At 70.1% G+C, this 21,033-nt stretch carries 20 protein-coding genes and 1 riboswitch; of the genes, 7 read left to right on the forward strand and 13 right to left on the reverse strand.

Annotation, left to right across the window (positions count from 1 at the left end; translation table 11 throughout):
- Positions 1-68: 68 nt before the first annotated feature.
- From cobJ to ACYQR9_RS08170, 10 genes are all read right to left on the reverse strand, one after another.
- The gene (cobJ, locus tag ACYQR9_RS08125) at positions 69-824 is read right to left on the reverse strand and encodes a precorrin-3B C(17)-methyltransferase (RefSeq protein ID WP_461221056.1); all 756 of its coding nucleotides are present in this window, start codon (positions 822-824) and stop codon (positions 69-71) included.
- Entirely contained in the window at positions 821-1,612 is a 792-nt protein-coding gene (locus ACYQR9_RS08130) for a precorrin-2 C(20)-methyltransferase (RefSeq protein WP_056161521.1), read from the reverse strand. Before ACYQR9_RS08130 ends, cobJ begins: the two co-directional genes overlap by 4 nt.
- A complete protein-coding gene (locus ACYQR9_RS08135; protein ID WP_056254407.1) occupies positions 1,612-2,244 on the reverse strand; it encodes a precorrin-8X methylmutase in 633 nt (210 codons plus the stop codon). Before ACYQR9_RS08135 ends, ACYQR9_RS08130 begins: the two co-directional genes overlap by 1 nt.
- On the reverse strand, positions 2,241-3,569 hold the full coding sequence (gene cobG / locus ACYQR9_RS08140; protein WP_461229284.1) for a precorrin-3B synthase: 1,329 nt from the start codon (positions 3,567-3,569) through the stop codon (positions 2,241-2,243). The genes ACYQR9_RS08135 and cobG overlap by 4 nt, the downstream gene beginning before the upstream one ends.
- Complete coding sequence (cobN, locus tag ACYQR9_RS08145) at positions 3,566-7,048, reverse strand: cobaltochelatase subunit CobN (RefSeq protein ID WP_461229285.1); 3,483 nt, start codon at positions 7,046-7,048, stop codon at positions 3,566-3,568. The genes cobG and cobN overlap by 4 nt, the downstream gene beginning before the upstream one ends.
- A gap of 13 nt (positions 7,049-7,061) precedes the next feature.
- On the reverse strand, positions 7,062-7,847 hold the full coding sequence (locus ACYQR9_RS08150; RefSeq protein WP_461229286.1) for a DUF4349 domain-containing protein: 786 nt from the start codon (positions 7,845-7,847) through the stop codon (positions 7,062-7,064).
- 143 nt (positions 7,848-7,990) lie between these two features.
- Entirely contained in the window at positions 7,991-9,025 is a 1,035-nt protein-coding gene (gene cobW / locus ACYQR9_RS08155) for a cobalamin biosynthesis protein CobW (RefSeq protein WP_461229287.1), read from the reverse strand.
- A complete protein-coding gene (locus ACYQR9_RS08160) occupies positions 9,022-9,444 on the reverse strand; it encodes a DUF1636 family protein (protein WP_461229288.1) in 423 nt (140 codons plus the stop codon). The genes cobW and ACYQR9_RS08160 overlap by 4 nt, the downstream gene beginning before the upstream one ends.
- Positions 9,437-10,231, reverse strand: coding sequence for a CbtA family protein (locus ACYQR9_RS08165; RefSeq protein ID WP_461229289.1), 795 nt, complete (start codon positions 10,229-10,231; stop codon positions 9,437-9,439). The genes ACYQR9_RS08160 and ACYQR9_RS08165 overlap by 8 nt, the downstream gene beginning before the upstream one ends.
- 30 nt (positions 10,232-10,261) lie before the next feature.
- Positions 10,262-10,438, reverse strand: a complete 177-nt coding sequence (locus ACYQR9_RS08170) for a CbtB domain-containing protein (protein ID WP_018045261.1) — start codon at positions 10,436-10,438, stop codon at positions 10,262-10,264.
- 54 nt (positions 10,439-10,492) lie between these two features.
- Positions 10,493-10,686: riboswitch (cobalamin riboswitch) on the reverse strand.
- 106 nt (positions 10,687-10,792) lie between these two features.
- Between ACYQR9_RS08170 and cobU the strand changes: the two genes are divergently transcribed.
- Genes cobU through ACYQR9_RS08190 form a run of 4 tightly spaced genes read left to right on the forward strand, consistent with a single transcriptional unit; the run spans position 10,793 to position 14,144 of the window.
- Positions 10,793-11,305, forward strand: coding sequence for a bifunctional adenosylcobinamide kinase/adenosylcobinamide-phosphate guanylyltransferase (gene cobU / locus ACYQR9_RS08175; protein ID WP_461229290.1), 513 nt, complete (start codon positions 10,793-10,795; stop codon positions 11,303-11,305).
- A complete protein-coding gene (gene cobO, locus ACYQR9_RS08180; RefSeq protein WP_311274218.1) occupies positions 11,302-11,922 on the forward strand; it encodes a cob(I)yrinic acid a,c-diamide adenosyltransferase in 621 nt (206 codons plus the stop codon). The genes cobU and cobO overlap by 4 nt, the downstream gene beginning before the upstream one ends.
- Entirely contained in the window at positions 11,922-12,626 is a 705-nt protein-coding gene (locus ACYQR9_RS08185; protein WP_461229291.1) for a hypothetical protein, read from the forward strand. The genes cobO and ACYQR9_RS08185 overlap by 1 nt, the downstream gene beginning before the upstream one ends.
- Before the next feature lie 57 nt (positions 12,627-12,683).
- Positions 12,684-14,144 (forward strand): cobyric acid synthase, encoded by a 1,461-nt coding sequence (locus ACYQR9_RS08190; RefSeq protein ID WP_461229292.1) that lies wholly within the window; start codon positions 12,684-12,686, stop codon positions 14,142-14,144.
- 282 nt (positions 14,145-14,426) lie between these two features.
- On the opposite strand, the gene ACYQR9_RS08195 is transcribed toward ACYQR9_RS08190, so the two are convergent.
- Both ACYQR9_RS08195 and cbiB read right to left on the reverse strand, forming a co-directional pair.
- Positions 14,427-15,494 (reverse strand): DUF3616 domain-containing protein, encoded by a 1,068-nt coding sequence (locus ACYQR9_RS08195; protein ID WP_461229293.1) that lies wholly within the window; start codon positions 15,492-15,494, stop codon positions 14,427-14,429.
- Positions 15,495-15,528: 34 nt separating this feature from the next.
- The gene (gene cbiB, locus ACYQR9_RS08200) at positions 15,529-16,530 is read right to left on the reverse strand and encodes an adenosylcobinamide-phosphate synthase CbiB (RefSeq protein WP_461229294.1); all 1,002 of its coding nucleotides are present in this window, start codon (positions 16,528-16,530) and stop codon (positions 15,529-15,531) included.
- Positions 16,531-16,581: 51 nt separating this feature from the next.
- Between cbiB and cobD the strand changes: the two genes are divergently transcribed.
- Positions 16,582-17,601: a threonine-phosphate decarboxylase CobD gene (gene cobD / locus ACYQR9_RS08205; RefSeq protein WP_461229295.1), complete on the forward strand. Its 1,020-nt coding sequence runs from the start codon at positions 16,582-16,584 to the stop codon at positions 17,599-17,601.
- Here the strand turns inward: cobD and ACYQR9_RS08210 are convergent, their stop codons facing one another.
- Positions 17,602-18,789, reverse strand: coding sequence for an MFS transporter (locus ACYQR9_RS08210; protein ID WP_461229296.1), 1,188 nt, complete (start codon positions 18,787-18,789; stop codon positions 17,602-17,604).
- Between the two features lie 374 nt (positions 18,790-19,163).
- Between ACYQR9_RS08210 and ACYQR9_RS08215 the strand changes: the two genes are divergently transcribed.
- Positions 19,164-19,358: a hypothetical protein gene (locus ACYQR9_RS08215; RefSeq protein ID WP_056431926.1), complete on the forward strand. Its 195-nt coding sequence runs from the start codon at positions 19,164-19,166 to the stop codon at positions 19,356-19,358.
- Between the two features lie 225 nt (positions 19,359-19,583).
- A complete protein-coding gene (locus ACYQR9_RS08220; protein ID WP_056431929.1) occupies positions 19,584-20,990 on the forward strand; it encodes a malonyl-CoA decarboxylase in 1,407 nt (468 codons plus the stop codon).
- The last annotated feature ends 43 nt before the right edge of the window (positions 20,991-21,033 follow it).

Raw genomic sequence — 21,033 nt, forward strand, 5'->3', positions numbered from 1 at the left:
GCTGCGGCACCTCAGGATGAGGTGGATTGGTTGGGGAGTTGGGGGAGCCACGCTGCTGCGTCCCGCCCTCACGCAGGCACGCTGCGCGGGGTGTAGACGAAGGGCGTCGCGTCACCGCGTGGGATCAGCCGGGTGCCGGAAGCGCCGATAATGACCATCGTCGCCATATCCGCCTTGGTCTCCCGAGCCTGCGCCAGGGTGAGGATCCGGATCGCCTCGTCCGGGCGGGAGACCGCGCGGGCGAAGATGACCGGCGTCTCCGGTGCGCGGTGCTCGGCCGCCAGACCGAGCGCGGCCCCGAGCTGCCAGGGCCGGGCCGACGAGATCGGGTTGTAGAGCGAAATCACGAAATCGGCCCGCAGCACCGCCTCGAGCCGCGCGGTGATGACCTCCCAGGGCTTGAGGTTGTCGGACAGCGACATCGCGCAGAAATCGCCGCCGAGGGGCGCGCCGAGGCGGGCGGCGGCTGCCAGCATCGCCGTGATACCGGGCTCGACGGTGATGGCGAGGTGACGCCAGGCCGGGTCGCCGGTCTCCACCGCTTCGAAGATCGCCGCCGCCATGGCGAAGACCCCCGGATCGCCGCCGGACACCACCGCGACCCGGCGGCCGGAAGCGGCGAGCCGGAGCGCATGGCCGGCCCGGTCGATCTCGACGCGGTTATCGGTGGCGTGTTTCGTCAGCCCCGGACGATCGGGCACGCGGGCGACGTAGGGGATGTAGCCGATGAGGTCCTGCGCCTGCGCCAGGGCCTCGCTCGCCGCCTGGGTGAGGAGACGCGGATCGCCCGGCCCGAGGCCGACGACCGTGACGGAGCCGGTCACGGGCGGCGCCCCTCGCCGGGGACCAGGACCATCGAGAAGTAGGGGGCGTCGTCGTCCGGCTTCTCGGCCAGCGCGATCACTTTCTCGCCGGCCATGGTGCCGCGTTCCACATAGACCGCGCGGTCGAGGAGGCCGGTCTCGGCCAAAGCACGGCGCACCTTCGGCAGGTGGCGGCCGAGCTTCATGATGACGGCGGCGTCGGTGATGCGCAGGCGCTCCACCAGGGCGTCATGGCCCAGCGTCGCCGGTAGAATGGTCAGTACGTCGTCGCCCCAGGTGATCGGCGTTCCGGCCCTGGTCCAGCAGCCGGACATGCCGGTGACGCCGGGCACCACCTCCACCGGGAAACGGTCCTTCAGGCGCCGCCACAGATGCATGAACGAGCCGTAGAAGAACGGGTCGCCCTCCGACAGGATCGCGACGTCGCGCCCGGCCCCGAGATGGTCGGCGATCCGCGTCGCCGCATCGTCGTAGAAAGACGCGAGGGCGGAGACGTACTCGCCATGCTCGGGCGGAAGCTCGGTGGTGTAGGGATAGACCAGCGGCATCTCGCGGGCCGGGTCGCGCATCACCGCGTCGGCGATGGTGCGGGAATTACCGCGCCGGCCCTTCTTGCAGAAATGCACCAGGACCGGCGCCTCGGCCAGGAGCTTCATGGCGCGCACGGTGAGATAATCCGGGTCGCCCGGCCCCATCCCGACGCCGTAGAGCGTGCCGGTGGTGACCTGTCGCGGGATCTCGGTGACGTCCGCCGGCTCGGCGGGGGGAAGCCGCTCGCTCGAATCCATCACTCGATCTCGTTGGCGAGGGCGTTGATCGCGGAGGCGGTCATGGCGCTGCCGCCGCGCCTTCCATGAACGACGATGAAGGGCACCCGACCGTCGCGGGCGAGGGCCTCCTTCGATTCGGCGGCACCCACGAAGCCGACGGGGATACCGATGACCGCCGCCGGCGGGGCAACGCCTTCATCGAGCAGTTCGAGCAGCCGGAACAAGGCGGTCGGCGCGTTGCCGACGGCGACGATGCTGCCGGGAAGATGCTCGCGCCAGAGTTCCATGGCGGCGGCCGTGCGGGTCGTGTTCATCTCGGCGGCGAGGCCGGGCACGCGAGGGTCGGTCAGGGTGCAGATCACCCGGTTGTCGGCGGGAAGGCGCGAGCGGGTGACACCGTCGGCCACCATGCGCACATCGCACAGGATCGGTGCTCCGGCTTTGAGCGCGGCCTCGCCGCTGGCGGCGAAATCCTCGGAGGCTTCCACGTCCTTGGGCAGGTCGGTCATGCCGCATGCATGGATCATCCGCACGACGACGCGTTCGGCGGTGCCGGAGAAGCGGGCGAGGTCGGCCTCGGCGCGGATCATGGCGAAGGAGCGGGCGTAGATCGCCTGTCCGTCGCGCAGATAGTCGAGGCGCGAACTCATGTCGGTGTCCTGAAAGCGTGGGCGAGGGTGTCGGGATAGGCTGGATCGGCCCTCCTTACGCGCTCCAGCGCCGCGTCGAAAGTGAGGAGGGTCGCCGGCAATGCATCGGGCCGGCCGTCGAGGACGATGCCATAGAGGCCATTGCGTCCGACCAGGGTGAGCGAGGCGGCGGCAGGATGGGCACAGCCCTTGGCGCAGCCGGACACATGGGCCGATAGGCCTCGCGCCGAGAAGGCCTCGAAGGCGTCGGCCAGCCGTGCCGCGTCGATAAGCGTCGTCGTCGAGCCGGAAGCGCAGGCCGGCGCTCCCGGACAGGCGGCAACCGCCCGCCTCGGATCGTCCGGCTCCGTCAAGAAGCCTGCCGCCGCGAGGATGGGTCGCACCGCCTCCGCCGCCGCCGCGTTGGGGGCAACGAGAAGAAATCCCCTCGTGGGCGAGAGCCGCAGGGGCTCCGTCCCCAGAATTTCGGTTGCATCGGCGAGGGAATCCAGGGCGTCCGCCGTGCAGCGGCCGAAGGGCGCGTCGAGCAGGATGCCGACGGGCGAAGCTTCGCTCGGGGCGGATTCGTGCTGCCCGCGAGCGATGGGAAGATGTGAGTTCAGGGCAAGTAGGCCAGGACGCGGCAGCGATGCGCCGGGAGGAGGCGTTGCGGAGCGCAGGCCGAGGCCAAGCGCCAGGCCGCTCCTGTCCAAAGAGGATAGATCCCGCATCCGGCGCTGACCGCTCCCGGCGAGCCGGCGCAAGGTGGCGTCGAGGACAGCCAGCACGTCGTCGGCCGGAACATGCCACCAAGCCGCGTCGCCTGCGAGTTGCAACACCAGGCCCTCCGCCGTGGCGACGAGATGGCAATCCGGCTGGGCCCCGCCGAGGCAGGCGCCGCACTCCGCCGCCTCGACGGCGACCAGCGCCTTGGGCGGCAGGCCCGGGATCGCCAACCCGATGGCCTCGATCGCCCCGGCCAGGGTCGGAATGTCAATGGCCGTCGCTTCGAGGCCGGCAAGCGGCGCGGTCAGGGTGAGCCGCTGTGGCCCGCCGTCGCTACGCACATCGTCGAGCGCGGCCGCGCCGAGGGCCTCCGCGAGGCCGCAGCGGGTTGCCTCGGTGACGCCCCGGACCTGCAGGTTCGCCCGCGCCGTCACGTCGATATGGCCGTTGCCGAAGCGGCGCGCGCCTTCCGCCACCGCCCGCGCCTGCGCCGGCGTAAGGATGCCCCGTGGTGGATGTACGCGGGCAAGCAGCCCGTCCCCCGTCGGCATCGGCCGGGCGAGGCTCGGGCACCAGCCCCGGCGTGCAGGCTCCGGAGAGACGCGGCGCGGCGCGCTCATTCGGCCGCCTCCGGCATCAGCTCGTCGGCCGCCATGGCGTTGCGGCGCGTGGTCCAGAGGCCGCGCCGGCGCGCTTCGTCGAACCGTTCGAGGATGGCGCGGGCGGCATCGGGATTGGCCGCGCGCAGGGCATCGAACGTATCGAGATCGGCGATCATCGCCCCGTAGAGCCGGTCGAGATCGGCGTCCGAGATGGCGTCCGTGGCGGCGGCGAGGACAAAGACCGCGTCGATCCCCTGTGCCAGTTCCTGGGCACCGCGATAGCCGTGGCGTAGCTGCGCCGCGATCCAGCGCGGGTTCGCGAGCTTGGCGCGGATGAGGCGCGCCGCATCCTCGCGGGCGGTGCGCGCCTTGGGCTTTTCCGGGTCGGCCACGTCGAGGCTGTAGAGTGCGGGAGCGCGCCCGCCGAGCGCGGCGGCGGCCGAGAACCCTCCCATGGCATCGGCCGCGGCGTCGCCGTCGAGGAGGTCCCGTTCGGCGACATCGAAGGCGTGGACATAAGCGTCCGCCTGCGCGACGCGGGTGGCGAAGCCCGCATCGGCCATGTCCTCGGTCCCGCCATAGGCATGCGAGGTGGCGTCGAGATAGGCTTGGCCGAGATCGTCGCGGCTCTGCCATTGTCCGTCGAGGGCGAGTTCGCCGGCACCGGCGCCGTAGCGGCCGGGTGCTGCGCCGTAGACACGGGCGGGAGCCTCGCCCCGGCGGCGCGCGGCGGCAAGGGGGTTCTCGTCGTCCTCCTCGTCGCGTTCGGCGACGGCAGATGCCGCGCGGGCGAGGAGGGAGAGGGTTTCGGGAAAGGTGTCGCGGAACGCGCCCGAGACACGCAGGGTCACGTCGATGCGCGGCCGGTCGAGGAGGGCGAGCGGCATCACCTCGAATCCGGTGACGCGGGTCGAGGCATGGTCCCAGGTCGGGCGCACGCCCATGAGCGCGAGAGCATGCGCCACGTCCTCGCCGCCGGTGCGAAGGGTCGGAGAGGCCCAGAGATCCATGACGATGCGGGCCGGGTAGTCGCCCTCGTCCTGCAGGTAGCGCCGGACCACCGCATCGGCGGCTTTCGAGCCGAGCAGCGTGGCGGCCCGCGTCGGCAGGCTGCGCGGATCCAGCGTGGTGAGGTTGCGCCCCGTGGGCATCACGTCGGTCCGCCCGCGAGAGGGCGAACCGGCGGGGCCTGGGGGAACGAAGCGTCCGTCGAGGGCCGCCAGCAGTCCCTCGCGCTCGGCGGCCGCGCAGGCTTTCACAGGGTCCGGCGCGTCGTCCGGTGCCGATCCGAAAACGTGGAGCCCGTCGCGGGTGGTCACCTCGCCGAGATCGCACAGATGCGCGTCGAGGGCGGTGAGCGCGTCGGCCATGGGAGTGTCGGCGTCGATCCCGGCGCCCGAGAGAAGGCCGGCATCGGCCGCATCGTCGAGGATTGCGCGGGCGATGATGTCTGCCCGTCGCGGATCGAGCACGCTGGCCGAGGAATATTCCTCCACGAGTTCACGCAGCCGTGCGGCCTCCGGGGTCAGGCCGGCGCATTCGGTCTGGGGCGTGAGGTGGCCAAGGGCGATGCCGCCGAGCCGGCGTTTCACGGGGGCCGCCTCGCCGGGATCGTCGACGATGAAGGGGTAGATCACGGGCAGATGCCCAATCGCCCGCGCCGGCCAGCAGGCCGGCGACAAGGCCACCGCCTTGCCCGGCAGCCATTCGGTGGTGCCGTGGGTGCCGAGATGGATCAGGGCGTCGAACCCTTCCCGCAATCCGAGATGGAAGGCGAGATAAGCATGGGTCGGCGGCTCGTCGGGGTCGTGATAGCCGGCCTTGCGATCCGCCGCCCGGCCACGGTCGGGCTGAAGGAAGACGGCGAGGCGTCCTCTCGTCCAACCAATGACCTCATCCTGAGGTGCCGCATCAGCGGCCTCGAAGGAGGCTTCCAGATCTCTCTGAGGCAGCTGGAAGCCTCCTTCGAGGCCGGCGCTGCGCTCCGGCACCTCAGGATGAGGTCGTGGGGGGGAAGCAGTAGTGGCCACGACCATCGGGAAGCGGAACGCCCCGTCGATGCAGACCGGGTCGGCTTCCGGCTTGCCCCACCGTCGATTGAGCGTGTCCCTCTCGTCCGGTGACAGCGTGGAGAGCCAGTCGCGATAGGCCGCGAACGGCACCGCGAAGGTCGGAGCCTCCTTCGTGAGCGCGCGCATCAGAGCGTCCGGCTCCGGCAGGTCGCCCACCGAATAGCCGACACGCCGCAGCGTTTCCGCGATGATTCCTGCGCTCGCTGGCGTGTCGAGCCCCACGGCGAAGCCGGCCCGGCCGCCTCTGGCAGGGTAGTCGGACAGGACCAGGGCGAGGCGACGCGCTGCACGCGGCCGATGCTTCAGCGCCACCCAGGCGGAGGCGCGGTCGGCCAAGGCCGCGATTCCAGCCGGGAAGGACACGGCGCGGCGCTCGCTGAACCCATCGAGTTCCGGCCCGTCCTCCTTGAACGAAATCGGGAAACCGGAGAGCCGTCCGTCGAATTCGGGAAGCGCCACCTGCATGGCGAGGTCGGCGGCGTTCATCCCCCGTGCCGAGGCTTCCCAGGCCTCCCGTGAGGCCCCGATCGTGTAGGCCTGGAGGATGGGCGTGTCGGCGCCATCGAGGACGAAGCCGGCATCCTCCCGCGCGGAGAAGGCCGTCGCCGCGATGACGATGTCCGGGCTGCGCGCGGCCAGAGCCTCCCGCACGGCATCGAGGGCGAGCGCGTCCTTGAGGCTTGCGACCGCGAGAGTGGCGGCTCCGATGCCGCGCTCACCGAGGGCCGCGATGAGGTCGGCCACGGGCCGGGTGTCGCCGCCGAGCACGGCCGAGCGATAGACCAGGATCAGGGCGAGGGGGCGGTTCTGCCCGGCTGCGGCCAGCGCGGTCTCGTGTGCGACCGGTCCGCAACCCGGACACCAGGCGAAGCCGCGCGGCAGGGCGACCGGCGGCAGCGCTTCGACCGCGTTCCCGATCTCGCGGGAGAGGCGCCGGATCATCCGGCGCAGGTTGTCGGACCCGCCCGCGCGGCAATAGCCCTCGAGTGTCTCCACCAGTTCGGGAGCCACCGTCGAGAAGGCGGTGAGGCGGGGATCGGGCTTGTCGCAGCCCGGAATCACGGCGAGCTTCACGCCGTTCGCGCGAGCCGCGGCGGCGGCGCGCTCAATGCCGTAGCGCCAGTAATCGAGGCCACCGAGGCAGCGGATGACCACGAATTTCGACCGCGCGATCACGTTGTCCACGTAGAGATCGACGGACATCGGATGGCGCAGCCGCGCCAGTTTGGCGAGCCGAAGTGTCGGGACGTCAGCTGCCGACGAATCCCGTGCCGCCGCCTCCCGCTCAGCCGCATGCGCACCTGCCATGCCGGAGAGGTCGGAATCGGTGAAGGACAGGAACACGATGTCGCCGGGCGCCTGGCCCAGATCGATGGCGGCTTCGCCCTCGTCGAGGGAGACCGTGTCGATTCGGATCAGATGCATGGGCGGCGCGCCGTCATGGCTGTGCCCTGGAGGACGTCCGCTCGGTCATGGCGCTTCGGCGGCCGCGCCGACGCCACAGCGCGCGAAGGAGAAGCACGCCGATCAGCACCAGCGGTAACCATGGCAGGCCGGCGACGACGAAGCGCAAGGCCGATCCCGCGCTCATGCCGAAGGTCTGGCCCGCCTGGGCCCAGGCTTCCTCCACGGGGGCGAGGGGCCCGGCGCGCGCCTCGTCGGAGCGTAGGGCGATGGAGACGAGCTCGGTGTCCACGCGCTGGTTCAGGCCGCGCTGCTTGGCATCGGCTTCCTCGATCTGCGACTGAACCTGCGCCAATTCCTGCGCGATGCGGATCAGATCCTCCACGCGCGGGTCGGGCCGTGCAGCGATCGCGTCGAGCCGGGCGCGATAGGCGGTGAGTTGGGCCAAGCGCCGGCCGCCATCCTCGATGGCGTCCGTCAGATCGTCGGCACGTGTCGACTGGCTCCGGAGTACGACGTCACCCGCCGCCTCGCCGGGGAGGGGCGCCGTGACGAAGGCCATGAAGGGCGCGACGGATTCATGCGGCAGTCGGACCTGGACCTGCGCCTGCGGACGGCCCGCAGGCCTGCGGCCATCGTCGATGGACGCAGCGACGAGGACACATTTCAGGGCCGCCTCGTTCAAGCAGCGGTCGCGCGCCGCCTCGAAATGCGCGTTCACCCGCTGGGGCGGTAATCCGATGGTCAGGTCGTGGGTATAGGCGAGCTTCGCATCGCTCGTCTGGGCGAGCGGGCGGGCGACCGGAGCGAGGCGTGCCATCGTCCGGCTGTCCGAGGCCTGAAACTCCGGTTTGGGTGGGCGTGAATCCGAGCAGCCAGCTATCGCCGCGAGAGCCGCCAGGCCGGACGCGGCCACGAGGCCGCGGCACCCGTGAGCCAGGATCCGTCGGGCGGTCAACGCGCTCACCCCGCCAGGGCGGCTGCCACCGCCCCCTGGTCGAAACCCTTCAGCCCGATGACCACGAGCCGGCCGTCGCGGTTCTCGCTCGCCCGCCAGGGGCGGTCGTAATGATGGGCGATACGGGCACCGACGCCCTGGACCACGAGGCGCATCGGCTTGCCGGTGACCTCGGCGAAGCCCTTGATCCGCAGGACGCCGCTGGTCTCGGTGGCGCGGGCGACGCGGGAGGCCAGATCCTCGGCGCTCGCCGTGGCAGGCACGGCAATGGCCACGGAGGCGAAATCGTCGTGATCGTGGTCCTCGCCCTCGCCGTGATGCGAGGGGCGGGCGTCGAGATCGTCCTCGGCGGCGGCACCGAGACCGAGGATCACGCGCGGATCGAGGCGGCCATGCTCGGCCTCGACCATCTTCACCGCGCGCGGCAGCTGGCGCTCCACCTCGGCGCGGACCTTGGCCTTGCCGGCGTCGTCGAGGAGGTCGGCCTTGTTCATCACCACGAGGTCGGCGCAGAGGAGCTGGTCCTCGAACACCTCTTCCAGCGGGTTGTCGTGATCGACGCTGGCATCGTCGGCGCGCTGGGCGGCGAGAGCCTCTGGATCGTCGGCGAAGAAGCCGGCCGCCACGGCCGGACCATCGATCACCGCGATCACCCCGTCCACTGTCACCCGCGAGCGGATCGCCGGCCAGTGGAAAGCCTGGACCAGGGGCTTCGGCAGAGCGAGACCGGACGTCTCGATGAGGATGTGCTCCGGCGGGTCGGCGCGGTCGAGGAGCTTGTTCAGGGCCGGGACGAAATCGTCCGCCACGGTGCAGCAGATGCAGCCATTGGCGAGTTCCACGATGTCCTCGTCCTGGCAACCCTCGATGCCGCAGGCGGCCAGGAACGATCCGTCGAAGCCGATATCGCCGAACTCGTTGACGATGATGGCGAGCCGACGACCGCCGGCATTCTCCACGAGGTGACGGACGAGGGTCGTCTTCCCGGCTCCGAGGAAGCCGGTGACGATGGTGCAGGGGATCTTCTCGACGATGCTCATTCGGCGGCGTCCGGAATTCTGTCCGCGCGGTGCGGAGGAAACGGGGGAATGCGGGCGACGACGCCTTTGCGGAACGCTTCCGGCCGCGCCTTCCAGGGCACGATGCCGTCGGGCGTCTCCGCGTACAGGCCGATGCCCGCGAGGATGGTTCTGGCGGATTCGACCGGGTCGAGATCCCCGTAGACGTAGGTCCAGCGGCCTTCGGAAGCCACGGCGACGGTGCAGGGGCGCTTGCAGACCGACAGGCACTCCACGCTCTCGACCGCGATGCCCTCGATGGCGGCTTCCGTCACCGCATCGCGCAGCGCCGAGACGAGGCGGGCCCCGGCGCGGGGCTCGGACGTGTCGCCGGCCGTGCGACAGGTGGCGCAGACGTAGAGTACGACCGGGCTGCCGGCCTGGATGTCCTCGTCAGGCATGCGACGTCGCCGGGCTCTTGCGCCCGACGCTGTTCCAGGCCCAGCCGAAGGCGAGGCCGATCACCGCCCAGAACACGAAGGCGATGCCCAGCGACCGAGCGGCGAATTGGGCCGCGTAGCCCGGGGGAAGGGCGGAGGCGGTGTGGCTCGTCTCCGGCGCTCCGGCTAGATGCGGCGCGACGAGAAGCACGAGCCCTCCAGCAATGGCGATGGAGGAGCGGCGGATCGCGATGAGGTAGAGCCCCATGGCGGTGGCGGCCGCGGTCATGATCCACCAGAACTGGCGTTCGGCGAGCGGGGCCGCCTCCATGCCGGGCAGTTCCGGCGGCAGGCCGAGGGCCGGGGCGAGGGCCACGGCGAGGAACCCCGCGATGGCGAATCGCAGGCCGGTTTCAGGGCTCGGCTCGCGCCCACAGGCAATGAGAGCCGCGCCCAGTAACAGGGCGTAGCCGACGCCGCCGACCAGGGTCGCGAGGGCGGTGAAGACCATCCGGGGAAGGCCAGGGCCGGGCTGCCAGGCCGGAGCGACCTCGCCGCCTTCGACACCGTCCGTCTTGCCGCCATGGTCCTTGCCGCCATGGTCGTGGCCCGAATGGACGGGCACGATGAGGGAGGCCGGGGAGGCGCTGCGCGGCATCCATAGCGCGGCCGGCGCCGTGGCTTCGCCGCTCTCGTAACGCTCGGCCGCGATGATCAGCGGCGAGGTGAGGGCGAGCTGCAAGCCCGTGGCGACGACAGCCGCCAGAAAGCCGGCGACCAGGGCCGCCGACACGAGTCGGATCATCATGAAATCAGGTCCTGGCTGAGCGCGAGGCGGTCAGTGGCAGGGGAAATTCTGGGCGTGCCGGAAATCGTGGGCCGCGTTGTGCAGCGCCATCGCCGGGGCGAAGCCGGCCATGAAGACGAGCCCGAGGCCGAGGAAAGCGGCCATGAGCACCGCGCCGAGACGCTCGTTGCTGCGGGTGCCGGTGAGGACGAGGGTGTTCGTGGTCATCGTGTCAGGTCTCCGGCCGCCCCGCCGGCGGCGTTCGAGGATAGAGCGGGAGGACAATGTCCCCTTCGGAAGGCAGGTCTCCTGGCTCGCGGGTCATCCGGTCCTGCCGCCTTCCCGGATCGCTCCGGTGGCCGATGGCAGGCCCGTCTCCGCTCACAGTTGCGGGGGCAGCTGCGGTTTCAGGCGCGAGCCCTCACCGCATTCCCTTTTCACCCCGTCGCCGGGGCACCGTCCGAACCTCGCTTCTACGCGCTCGCGCGACCGCTGACAACGCGCCGCCAAAGCGTTTTACCGGCTTTGACGGGGCAGGGCGGTTTCGCGCTAAAGGGAGCCATGCGGCAGCCTTCTCCAAGAATGACACTGGTCCTCGGTGGCGCGCGCTCGGGCAAGAGCCTGCACGCGGAGCGCCTGATCGAAGCCTGCCCCGCGCCGTGGCTCTACCTCGCCACCGCGCAGGCCTGGGACGACGAGATGCGGGAGCGCGTCGCCCTTCACCGGTCGCGCCGCTCGGCGGATTGGATCACCCGGGACGTGCCGATCGACCTGGCCGAGGCCGTCGCTGCGGCGACAGGGCCGGTGCTCGTCGATTGCCTGACCCTGTGGCTGACCAACCTGATCCTGTCCGAGGCCGATATCGAGGCGGCGAGCGCTGCCCTGATCGAGGCCTGCGGCCGCGCGCCGGGGCCGGTGGTGCTCGTCGGCAACGAGGTCGGTCTCGGCATCGTGCCGGACAACGCGCTCGCGCGCCGCTTCCGTGACGTGGCCGGGCGCCTGCACCAGCGCCTCGCCGCGCGGGCCGACCATGTGGTGTTCATGGTGGCGGGACTGCCGATGATCGTGAAACCCCAACCCGGAGCGAGCGCATGAGCGTTTCAGACACGAGCGACCCGGAGGCCGAACGGCACCGTGAGAAGATGGAGAAGCGCAAGGCCGTCCAGGACGCCGAGGTCGCGGCCAAGACGATCGAGAAGGGCCTGCTCATCGTCAATACCGGCCCTGGCAAGGGCAAGACCACGGCCGGGCTCGGCCTCGTCCTGCGGGCGCTCGGCCATGGCTGGCGGGTCGGCGTGGTCCAGTTCATCAAGGGGGGGTGGGATACGGGCGAGAAGCACGCGCTGAAGGCTTTCGGCGACCGGATCGAATGGCATACGCTCGGCGAGGGCTTCACCTGGGAGACGCAGGACAAGGCCCGCGACATCGCGGCGGCCGAGCATGCCTGGGCCAAGGCCGAGGAGCTGATGGCCGACCCGACCATCCGCCTCGTCCTCCTCGACGAACTCAACATCGCCCTGCGCTACGATTATCTGCCCATCGACGCCGTGGTGGCGGCTTTCCGGGCGCGCCGGCCCGACCTCCACGTCATCGTCACCGGCCGCAACGCCAAGCCGGCCCTCATCCAGGCCGCCGACCTCGTCACCGAGATGGGCAGCGTGAAGCACCATTTCTCGGCCGGCGTGAAGGCGCAGGAGGGGATCGAATTCTGATGCGGACGGCCTTCTTCTCGCTCGGTCTTTTCGCCACCATGTCGGCGGCGTCCGCCCAATCCGTCACATCCTGGCCGGACACCTATCTCGGCCGGGTCGAGGCGCTGGCGGTGATGGAGGGGCTCAATGCGCGGCTCCTGGCGAGCCGCAGCGCCACCGCGACCCTCGAAGGCTGGTGCTCCGAGCACGGCATGGCGACGGACCCGCGGCTCACGGCGACCCTCCTGCGCGATGTGGACAAGCCCGCCTCGGAAGAGACGCGCCGCCGCCTCGCCGCCGGACCCGAAACTGTCCTGAAATATCGCCGGGTCCGGCTCGCCTGCGGCGTTCACGTCCTGTCGGAGGCGGACAATTGGTATGTGCCGGAGCGGCTGAACCCGGATATGAACCGCCTGCTGGAGACGACCGACACGCCCTTTGGCAGGGCGGTCCAGGCGCTGGGCACCACCCGCCAGACCATAGGGGCGGACCGTCTCTGGCAGCCTCTGCCGCCCGGTTGGGACCAGGCGGCCCCGCCCGATCCCGCCTGCGCGCCGCTCGCGATTCCGGACCGGCTGTTCAGTCATCGCGCCGTGCTGTTCACGGCCGAGCGGGTGCCGTTCTCGGAGGTCGTCGAGACCTACGCCTCCGCCATCCTCGATTTCCGCCGGGCCGCGCGGCCTCTCGATCCCGCCTGCGTCGCCGGCCCGCCGTCGCGGCCCTGACGCGGCCGTGCTAGGGCACGCCAACGCCCCTCGGCACACCGGACGAGACCCGATCGCATGACTGCCCGCGCCTTCATGATCCAGGGCACCGGCTCGGATGTCGGTAAGTCGCTGATCGTGGCCGGCCTGTGCCGCGCCTTCACGCGGCGCGGCCTCGCCGTGCGACCGTTCAAGCCGCAGAACATGTCCAACAACGCGGCCGTTACCGCCGATGGCGGCGAGATCGGCCGGGCCCAGGCGCTGCAGGCGCGGGCCTGCGGGGTGGCGCCTTCCATCCACATGAACCCGGTCCTGCTGAAGCCCCAGAGCGAGACCGGCTCGCAGGTGGTGGTGCAGGGCCGGATGGTCGGCACCGCGAAGGCGCGAGATTACCAGGCCTGGAAGCCGCGCCTCCTGGCCTCCGTGCTGGAGAGCTTCGATCACCTGAAGGGCCAGGCCGATCTCGTCATCGTCGAGGGGGCCGGCTCGGCCTCCGAGGTCAACCTGCGACGGGGCGACATCGCCAATATGGGCTTTGCGCGGGCCACCGACACGCCCGTGATCCTGCTCGGCGACATCGACCGGGGCGGCGTCATCGCCAGCCTCGTCGGCACCAAGGCGGTGATCGCGCCCGAGGATGCGGCGATGATCGTGGGCTTCCTCGTCAACCGCTTTCGCGGCGACCCGAGCCTGTTCGCCGACGGCATGGAGATCGTCGCCACGGCCACCGGCTGGCCCGCCCTCGGCCTCGTGCCGCATTTCCCAGGGGCCGCGCGCCTGCCCGCCGAGGATGCGCTGGGGCTCGCCGGTTCCGCCTCCTCCGGCCGGACGCGCATTCGCGTCGCGGTGCCGGTTCTCCCTCGCATCGCCAATTTCGACGACCTCGATCCGCTACGGGCGGAGCCGGAGGTGGAGGTCGTGCTGGTCCGGTCCGGCGAGGCGATTCCGGGCGACGTCGCCCTCGTCCTGCTGCCGGGCTCGAAGACCACGATCGACGATCTCGACGCCCTCCGTCGCGAGGGATGGGACATCGACATCCGCGCGCATCTGCGCCGGGGCGGCCACGTGCTCGGCCTCTGCGGCGGCTACCAGATGCTCGGCCGCACCTTGAGCGATCCGCACGGGATCGAGGGCGAGCCGCGCAGTGTCGCCGGGCTCGGCCTGCTGGAGGTCGATACGGTGATGACCCCGTTGAAGCGCCTCGAGGCGGTGAGCGGGCGGAGCCTCGCCGACGACCTGCCGTTCAGCGGCTACGAGATGCATGTGGGCGACACGGCCGGTGTGGACACCGTGACGCCGCTTCTGCGCTTCGCCGACGGACGGGTGGACGGGTCGGTCTCTGGCGACGGGCGGGTCTGCGGCACTTACGTTCACGGCCTCTTCGCCGACGACCGGCAGCGGGCCGCCTGGCTCGCGCGCCTGGGAGCGGCCTCCGACGGTCATTCCTACGAGGGCGAGGTCGAACGTGTCCTCGATGCCCTCGCGCGCCATGTCGAGGCGCATGTCGATTGCGACCGACTGTTCGCCTTGGCGCGCTAGCAGTTCCTCAGCATAGGCTCGACCGATCGAGCTTCCGCGCTAGGAGCGAGCCGTGAGGAAGCAGCCCATGATGCCGTCGCCGCCGGAGGCAGACGCGCATCACTCGTGAGACGGGGCTGAGCTCCTGGCTGCCCACCGTGGTGCTGCCTGGGCCCGCGCTCAAACTCGCCTATGGGGCGAGCTCGATAGTCGTGGTTGTGTCCGCCCTCCGCCGGGACGCCGTCCGCCGCAGCGTCGCCGCGCGGGTCGTCGCCCCACACGCCGCCTGAACGACAAAGGCTGTCAGGGGAGCTTGTATTCGAGCGGTCCGCCATCCTTGACGCTGTCGAACATCACCAGGATTCGCTTGTCGCCCAGCACCGCGACGCCCTCCGCCTTGGCGCCCTTTTCCGCCCCGGTGAGATGGCCGATCGGCTCGAGCTTCGCGTTGGTGGAGGCTCCGGCCGCGAACAGGCTGTAGGGCACGTCGGTCTGCCCCTGAGCCGGCCCGGTGAGGACGAGGAGCCGCCCGTCGGGCAGGATGGCGAGATCGCGGATCCCGGCCCCACGCCCGACCGTGAGGGGGATCACCTGAGGGGCAGCCTTGAGCGGCTCGTGCCCCTGGGCGAAGAGAGCCCCGACATCCACCTCGACGATGAAGGTCTTGCCGTCATGGGACGGCGCACGCAACCCGGCGAACAGGCGCGTTCCATCGACGGCGACGCCCTCGATATTGAGGCCGTTGGGCGTCGCGTCGCCGTCATCGGTCTGGAGATCCTGCGTGTAGTAGGCGCTGACAGTCTCTGCCAGGCCGAGGGCGTCACCGAGGCGGTAGGTGGTCTCGACCGCATTCGGTCCCACCGGCTCGCCGGCCGCGTCGACCCTGATGCGCGCCAGCACGAAGGTGGAGAGCTTGAACTTCGCCTTGCCGCGCGAGCAGCCATGCGAACCGACCACGTAGAAATACGGGGCGGCATAGGCGACGCCTTCGCCGTCGAGATCGTCGAACTTGCCCTCGCCGCCCGAGCATCCGTTCTTCGAGGGCGGGGTTCCCAGGGTGTTCGGGCTCGGTCCGCCGCCGACGAGGTCGATATCGGCACCGGGCGTAATCGTGTGCCCGTCGATGGTGATGAATTGCGCGCCGGTATTCTCGTCGTTGACCACGAGGCACCGGCGTTTGCCCTCCCGTGGGGGCATGCAGGCAATGCCGCTGATGTCCTTGGCGGGCTTGCCGTCCTTGCCTTTCAGGCCGGACGTCATCGTGTAGGGCGGATCGACGGGCACGAGGTCGTGCTGGGCTCCCCCCGCTGCCAAGGCCGGCGCGGCGGGTCCGTGAAGGAGGAGCATCGCCAGAAGACCAGTCCGTGTCATTGCCGCGTGCCCCTTCGAATGTCGGTGATCGGAATTACGGAAAAATAACTTTGAGTATCGATGCGCCAAGGACGACACATCCGAAAAGCAGCGCGCAGGCGATGCGATATAGGGCCAGCGCTCGCTCCACATCATGAGGGCCCGCCTTCGCCCGTCCGTCGCCCATCCAGGAATCGTCGACGATCTCGGAGCCGTACATGCGCGGCCCCGCCAGCCTCAGGCCGAGCGCGCCCGCCATTGCGGCCTCGGGCCAGCCGGCATTGGGCGAGCGGTGCTTGCCCGCATCGCGCCGGACGGCCCGGTACGCACCCGCCGCGGAGGCGCCGGGATGGAGGAGGGCGGCCGCCGCGATCAGCCCCGCCGAGAGCCGAGAGGCCGGGAGGTTGACGAGGTCGTCGAGGCGGGCCGAGGCCCAGCCGTAGGATTCGTGGCGGGGCGTGCGATGGCCGACCATGCTGTCGGCAGTGTTGATCGCCTTGTAGAGCGCGCCCCCCGGCAGGCCCCCGGTCCCGATCCAGAACGCGGGCGCCACGATGCCGTCAGAGAAGTTTTCCGATAGGCTCTCGATGGCGGCGCGGCAGATGCCGGCTTCGTCGAGGCTCTCCGGGTTGCGCCCCACGATCATCGCGACTTCGCGCCGCCCGCCAGCCAGCCCCTCGGAGCGGAGCGCCGAAGAGACACGGCCGACATGATCGTGGAGGCTGCGCTGCGCCGGCAGGGACGCGCAGACGAGGCCGAGCAGGATCAGGGCAGGCAGGTGACCGGCCGCGGCGGCCAGAGTCGTCGCCGCGATCGATACCGCCCCGACGACCGCCAGGAGGGCGAGAAGGCCGACTATCCCGGCCGCGCGCCGTCTCGCCTCGCTACCGGTATTGAGGGACCGGTCGAGCAGGGCGATCACCCAGCCGATCCAGGTGACAGGATGGCCCAGCGCCCTGTAGAGCCGGTCCGGATAGCCGGCCGCCGCCTCGGTGGCGAGGGCGAGGCCCAACACCACGAGCGTATCCGGCGGATGGAAGAGAGCGGTCCAGGTCATCGGTTCGCGGAGGGGATCCAGGCTGGTGGGCGGGAGCGCGACGGAGGCCCGATGAGCGGAAGCGAGGAGGCGGGCGAGGGGATTCGGCCCATCGCCCATGGCGGCGATCTCGATGCCGCCGGGGCGCTGTTCCCGCACGCCGAACAACCCTGGATCGACCTCTCCACCGGGATCAATCCGGTCCCGTATCCTTGTCCGCCGTTGGACGCCAGCACGTTCCGGCGGCTTCCTTCACGTGCCGACCTCCACGCTCTGCTCGCCGCCGCCGCCCGCGCCTATGGCGTCGCCGATCCGGACCATCTGGTCGCGGCGCCCGGCACGCAGATCCTCATCGAGACGCTGCCTCGCCTGAGGCCCCCTTCGCGGGTGGCCGTCATCGGCCCGACCTATGCCGAGCACGAGGCTGCCTGGCTCCGGGGCGGCCACGCAGTCGCGACGGTGACCGATCCGGCGCAGGCCGAGGAGGCGGACGTCGTCGTCGTGGTCAACCCCAACAATCCCGATGGTCGGACCTGGGAGGCCTCCGCCCTCCTCGATCTCGCGGGACGCCTCGCACGGCGCGGCGGGTGGCTCGTCGTGGACGAGGCCTTCATCGATCTCGAAGAGGTCGAATCCGTTGCGCCCCGTGTGGGGCCGGGGCTGATCGTGCTGCGCTCCTTCGGTAAGACCTATGGCCTCGCCGGCATCCGTCTCGGCTTCGCCCTCACCGAATCTTTGCTCGCCCGGCGGATCGCGCAGGCGCTGGGACCCTGGGCGGTGCCGGGGCCGGCGCTCGCCATCGGCCGCACGGCCTTGGCCGATACGCCCTGGCTGCGCGAGGCCGCCCTTGCCCGCCATGCCGATTCATTGCGTCTCGACCGGCTTCTGGCCTGTCGGGGAGGGCGTGTCGTCGGCGGCACCTGCCTTTTCCGCACGGCCGAGTTCGACGATGCGCCGGGCCTGTTCCGACGCCTCGGCGAGGCGGGCATCTATGTCCGCCGGTTCGAGGCCAACCCGCGATGGCTGCGTTTCGGCCTGCCGGCGGACAAGGGCGAATGGTGCCGCCTGTCCCGCGTGCTCAAACCCGCCTGATCAGGCGGGCTTCGACCGCGACCGGTCGCCGATCGACACGAGAAGGCCCGCCCCCGAGAGGAGGGCGCCCACCGCGCAGACACCGGGCCACCCCGCCATGAGGAAGGCCTGCGAGCCGGCGAAGGCGCCCAGCGCACCGAACACGAACATCACCGTGAACAGCACGGTGTTGATCCGGCCCCTGGCGCCCGGGACGAGGGCATAGGCCCGGGTCTGGTTGGCAATGAGCGCGCCGTTGATGCCGATATCGATGAGGAGCACGCCGATGGCGACTGCTACCAGCGAAACCTCTCCTCCCAGCCACAGAACCAGGAACGACGCGAGGACGAGCGCACCACCGGTGACGACCACCGGACGGGCGCCCTTCCGGTCGGTGTAGCGTCCGGAGAGGGGGGCGACGAAGGCGCCGCAGACCCCGATCACCCCGAACAGGCCGGCCCCGGCAGCGGTGAGATCGAAGGGCGGAGCTTCCACCAGCAGGGCCAGGGTCGCCCAGAACGCGTTGAAACTGGCGAACAACAATCCCTGCGAGAGGCTGGCATTGCGCAGGATCGGCTGCGTCTTCACCAGATGTAGGATCGACAGCATCAGCGCGCGGTAGCGCAGAGGCTTCGTCTGCTTGACCTTCGGGAGGGTCGTCGCTGCCACGAACGCGATGGCCAGGGCAACGACAGCGGCGGCGAAGAACACTGCACGCCAGCCGAAATGCGCGCCGACGAAGCCGCTCACCGTCCGGGCGAGGAGAATGCCGGTGAGGAGGCCCGTCATCACCTGCCCGACCATCCGGCCGCGACTCTCATCCGGGGCGAGTTCGGCGGCGAAGGGCACCGCCTGCTGCGCCGCGGAGGAGAGGAATCCGATGAGGAGGCAGGCAAGCGTCAGAAAGGCGAGGTTCGTTGCCAGGGCGGCGCCGAGGAGCGCCACGCTCAGGCCGAGTAACTGCGCCACGATCAGAGTCCGCCTCGGCCAGGCATCGCCCAGCGGGACGAGGCCGAGAATGCCGAGGCCGTAGCCCACGAGGCAAGCGGTGGGAACGAGGAGGGCGGCGCGCTCGCCGAACTCGCTCACCAGAACCGCGAGGAGAGGCTGGTTGTAGTAGATGTTGGCGACGGCGCCCCCGGCGATCAGGGTCAGGCCGAAGCGCGCCTTGGCGGTGAAGCCGTGGCTGGAAGCGGTCTCGGGTTGCATGGTCAGGCGTGCACCGGAACGGTGCCGCCCGTCGCGCCAAGTCGATGAAAAAGCGATGGATTGTACGTCATTCGGTGGGCGGGTCCGTGAGCGACGGGAGAGCCGTGCCCTCGGTTAGGGGTGGCGGCGCGCGGGGGCAACCCGCGGCCGCGCGAAATGGTCCCAGCCGCGTCGGACGGCCGACGCGGGCCCCGACCTTCCATCGGATGCACCGATCCCCATATACGAATTGTTACCGGACAATGACTTGGTGCGTCGTTCCGGTGGAGTCCCACTTGGCAGGAGCCAAGTCGTTCTGCCACAGTCTCGACTGTCGAGACGAGTCGGTCCCAAGTCCCGGTGACAAGCATCGCGTGTCGACAACGGAGTTTGGAATGCCGAATTACCGCGTCAGTTTCGCAAAGCAAATCCTCGGCGTGCCGTTCACCATCGGATCGGTCGAGATCTCTCGCGCGCGCGATCCGCGTCGTGCTCAGCGTGCGGCGGAACTTCGTTTCGCGCGCCAGCACGGTGTCGAGGATTGGCGCGAGCGGGCGGATCGTGTCGCCATCGAGGCCGCACAAGCCTGAGACACGGAATCTCGTCTTGATCCGTCTTTGCATAGTCTCGAGCAGGACGATGCCACAGCCATGGTCTCGATCACAGGTCGGGCTGCGGCTGCGGCATGGACCCGCTTTCAAGACCCTGGTCCTCGGTCGCCCCGCATCATAGACTGACGGCCATGCAAGGCTGCGGTCCGCGGGGCCGGCATCACCCTAGCCGGGTGACAGGGTTTTTGGGGCAGGCGGCGAGCCATGGCGGCGATTTCGTTTTTCGGCGACCTGCTTCAGACCATCAGCGACCGTGGTCGTGATCTCATCGGCATCGGTCGCGGCGACCTCGCCGCGAGGGCCAACGCGCAGGAGCTGATCAAGCTCTGTGAAGACCTGATCTCCAGGCGCGGCGAAGCCTCCGGCGTGGCGCTCGCCCGCCTGATCCTGGAGCGCTATTCGAGCCTGGCAAAGCCCGAGCGTCTCGTCTTCCTCCAGGGCGTTGCCACCGTGTTCGGGGCCGACCATGAAGCGGTGGACGATGCCATCGCCGCCTATCGCCGCGACCCGACCCGCGCCGCGCTCGGCGTCCTGCACGTGGCGGCCGAGCCGCGCAGCCAGGAACTCATCCGCCGCCTCAACCTCGCCCGCAACGGCACCCTCGCTCTGGTGCGGATGCGCGAGGACCTGTTCGCCCTGCGCAAGGAGTTGCGGGGCAGCGAGGCGGATCACGACCTCATCGACGCCGTCGACAGTCTCGACAGCGATTTCGAGCATCTCTTCGCCTCATGGTTCAACCGGGGCTTCCTGGTTCTGCGCCATATCGACTGGACCACGCCGGCCCATATCCTGGAGAAGATCATCCGTTACGAGGCCGTGCACGAGATCGCCGGCTGGGACGAGCTGCGCCGGCGCATCGAGCCGTCGGACAGACGCTGCTTCGCTTTCTTCCATCCGGCCCTGCAGGACGAGCCGCTGATCTTCGTCGAAGTGGCGCTTACCGGCGGCATTGCCCCGGCCATCGCGCCGATCCTGGCGCATGAGCGCGAGCTGCTTCCGACGCGTGCCGCCACCACGGCCATCTTCTACTCGATCTCGAACTGTCAAAAGGGGTTGGCTGGAATCACCTTCGGCAATTTCCTGATCAAGCAGGTGGTTGAGGATCTCGCCCGCGAGATCCCGAGCCTCAAGACCTTCGTGACCCTGTCGCCGGTGCCCGGCTTCTCCGCCTGGCTCGACCGCGAGCGCCGCTCGGATTCGCCGCAGGGGTTGACGCGCGACGATATCGAGGCGTTGCGGGCCATCGACGAGCCGGGCTGGCACGCCGACAAGGCCAGGGCCGATGCGGTGAAGAAGGCCCTGATCCCGGCGGCCGCCGCCTATTTCCTCCGCGCGAAGAACGAGCGCGGCAAGCCCCTCGACCCGGTGGCGCGCTTCCATCTCGGCAATGGCGCGCGGCTGGAGCGGCTGAACTTCCTCGGCGACGTTTCGCCCAAGGGGCTGAGCCAGTCGCGCGGGCTGATGGTCAATTACCTCTACGATCTCTCAGCCATCGAGAAGAACCACGAAACCTATGCCAATCTCGGCACGGTGGCGGCATCGAGCACCGTGAGCCGCGAACTGAGGTCCAACCTGCCGCCGATTCGCGCCGTCGCCCTGGCCGAGGCTTGATTTCGGGGCGTCGTCCGGCCACGGCTGTCGGTTCGATCACGGT

The organism is Methylobacterium sp. CM6241 (assembly GCF_054817845.1).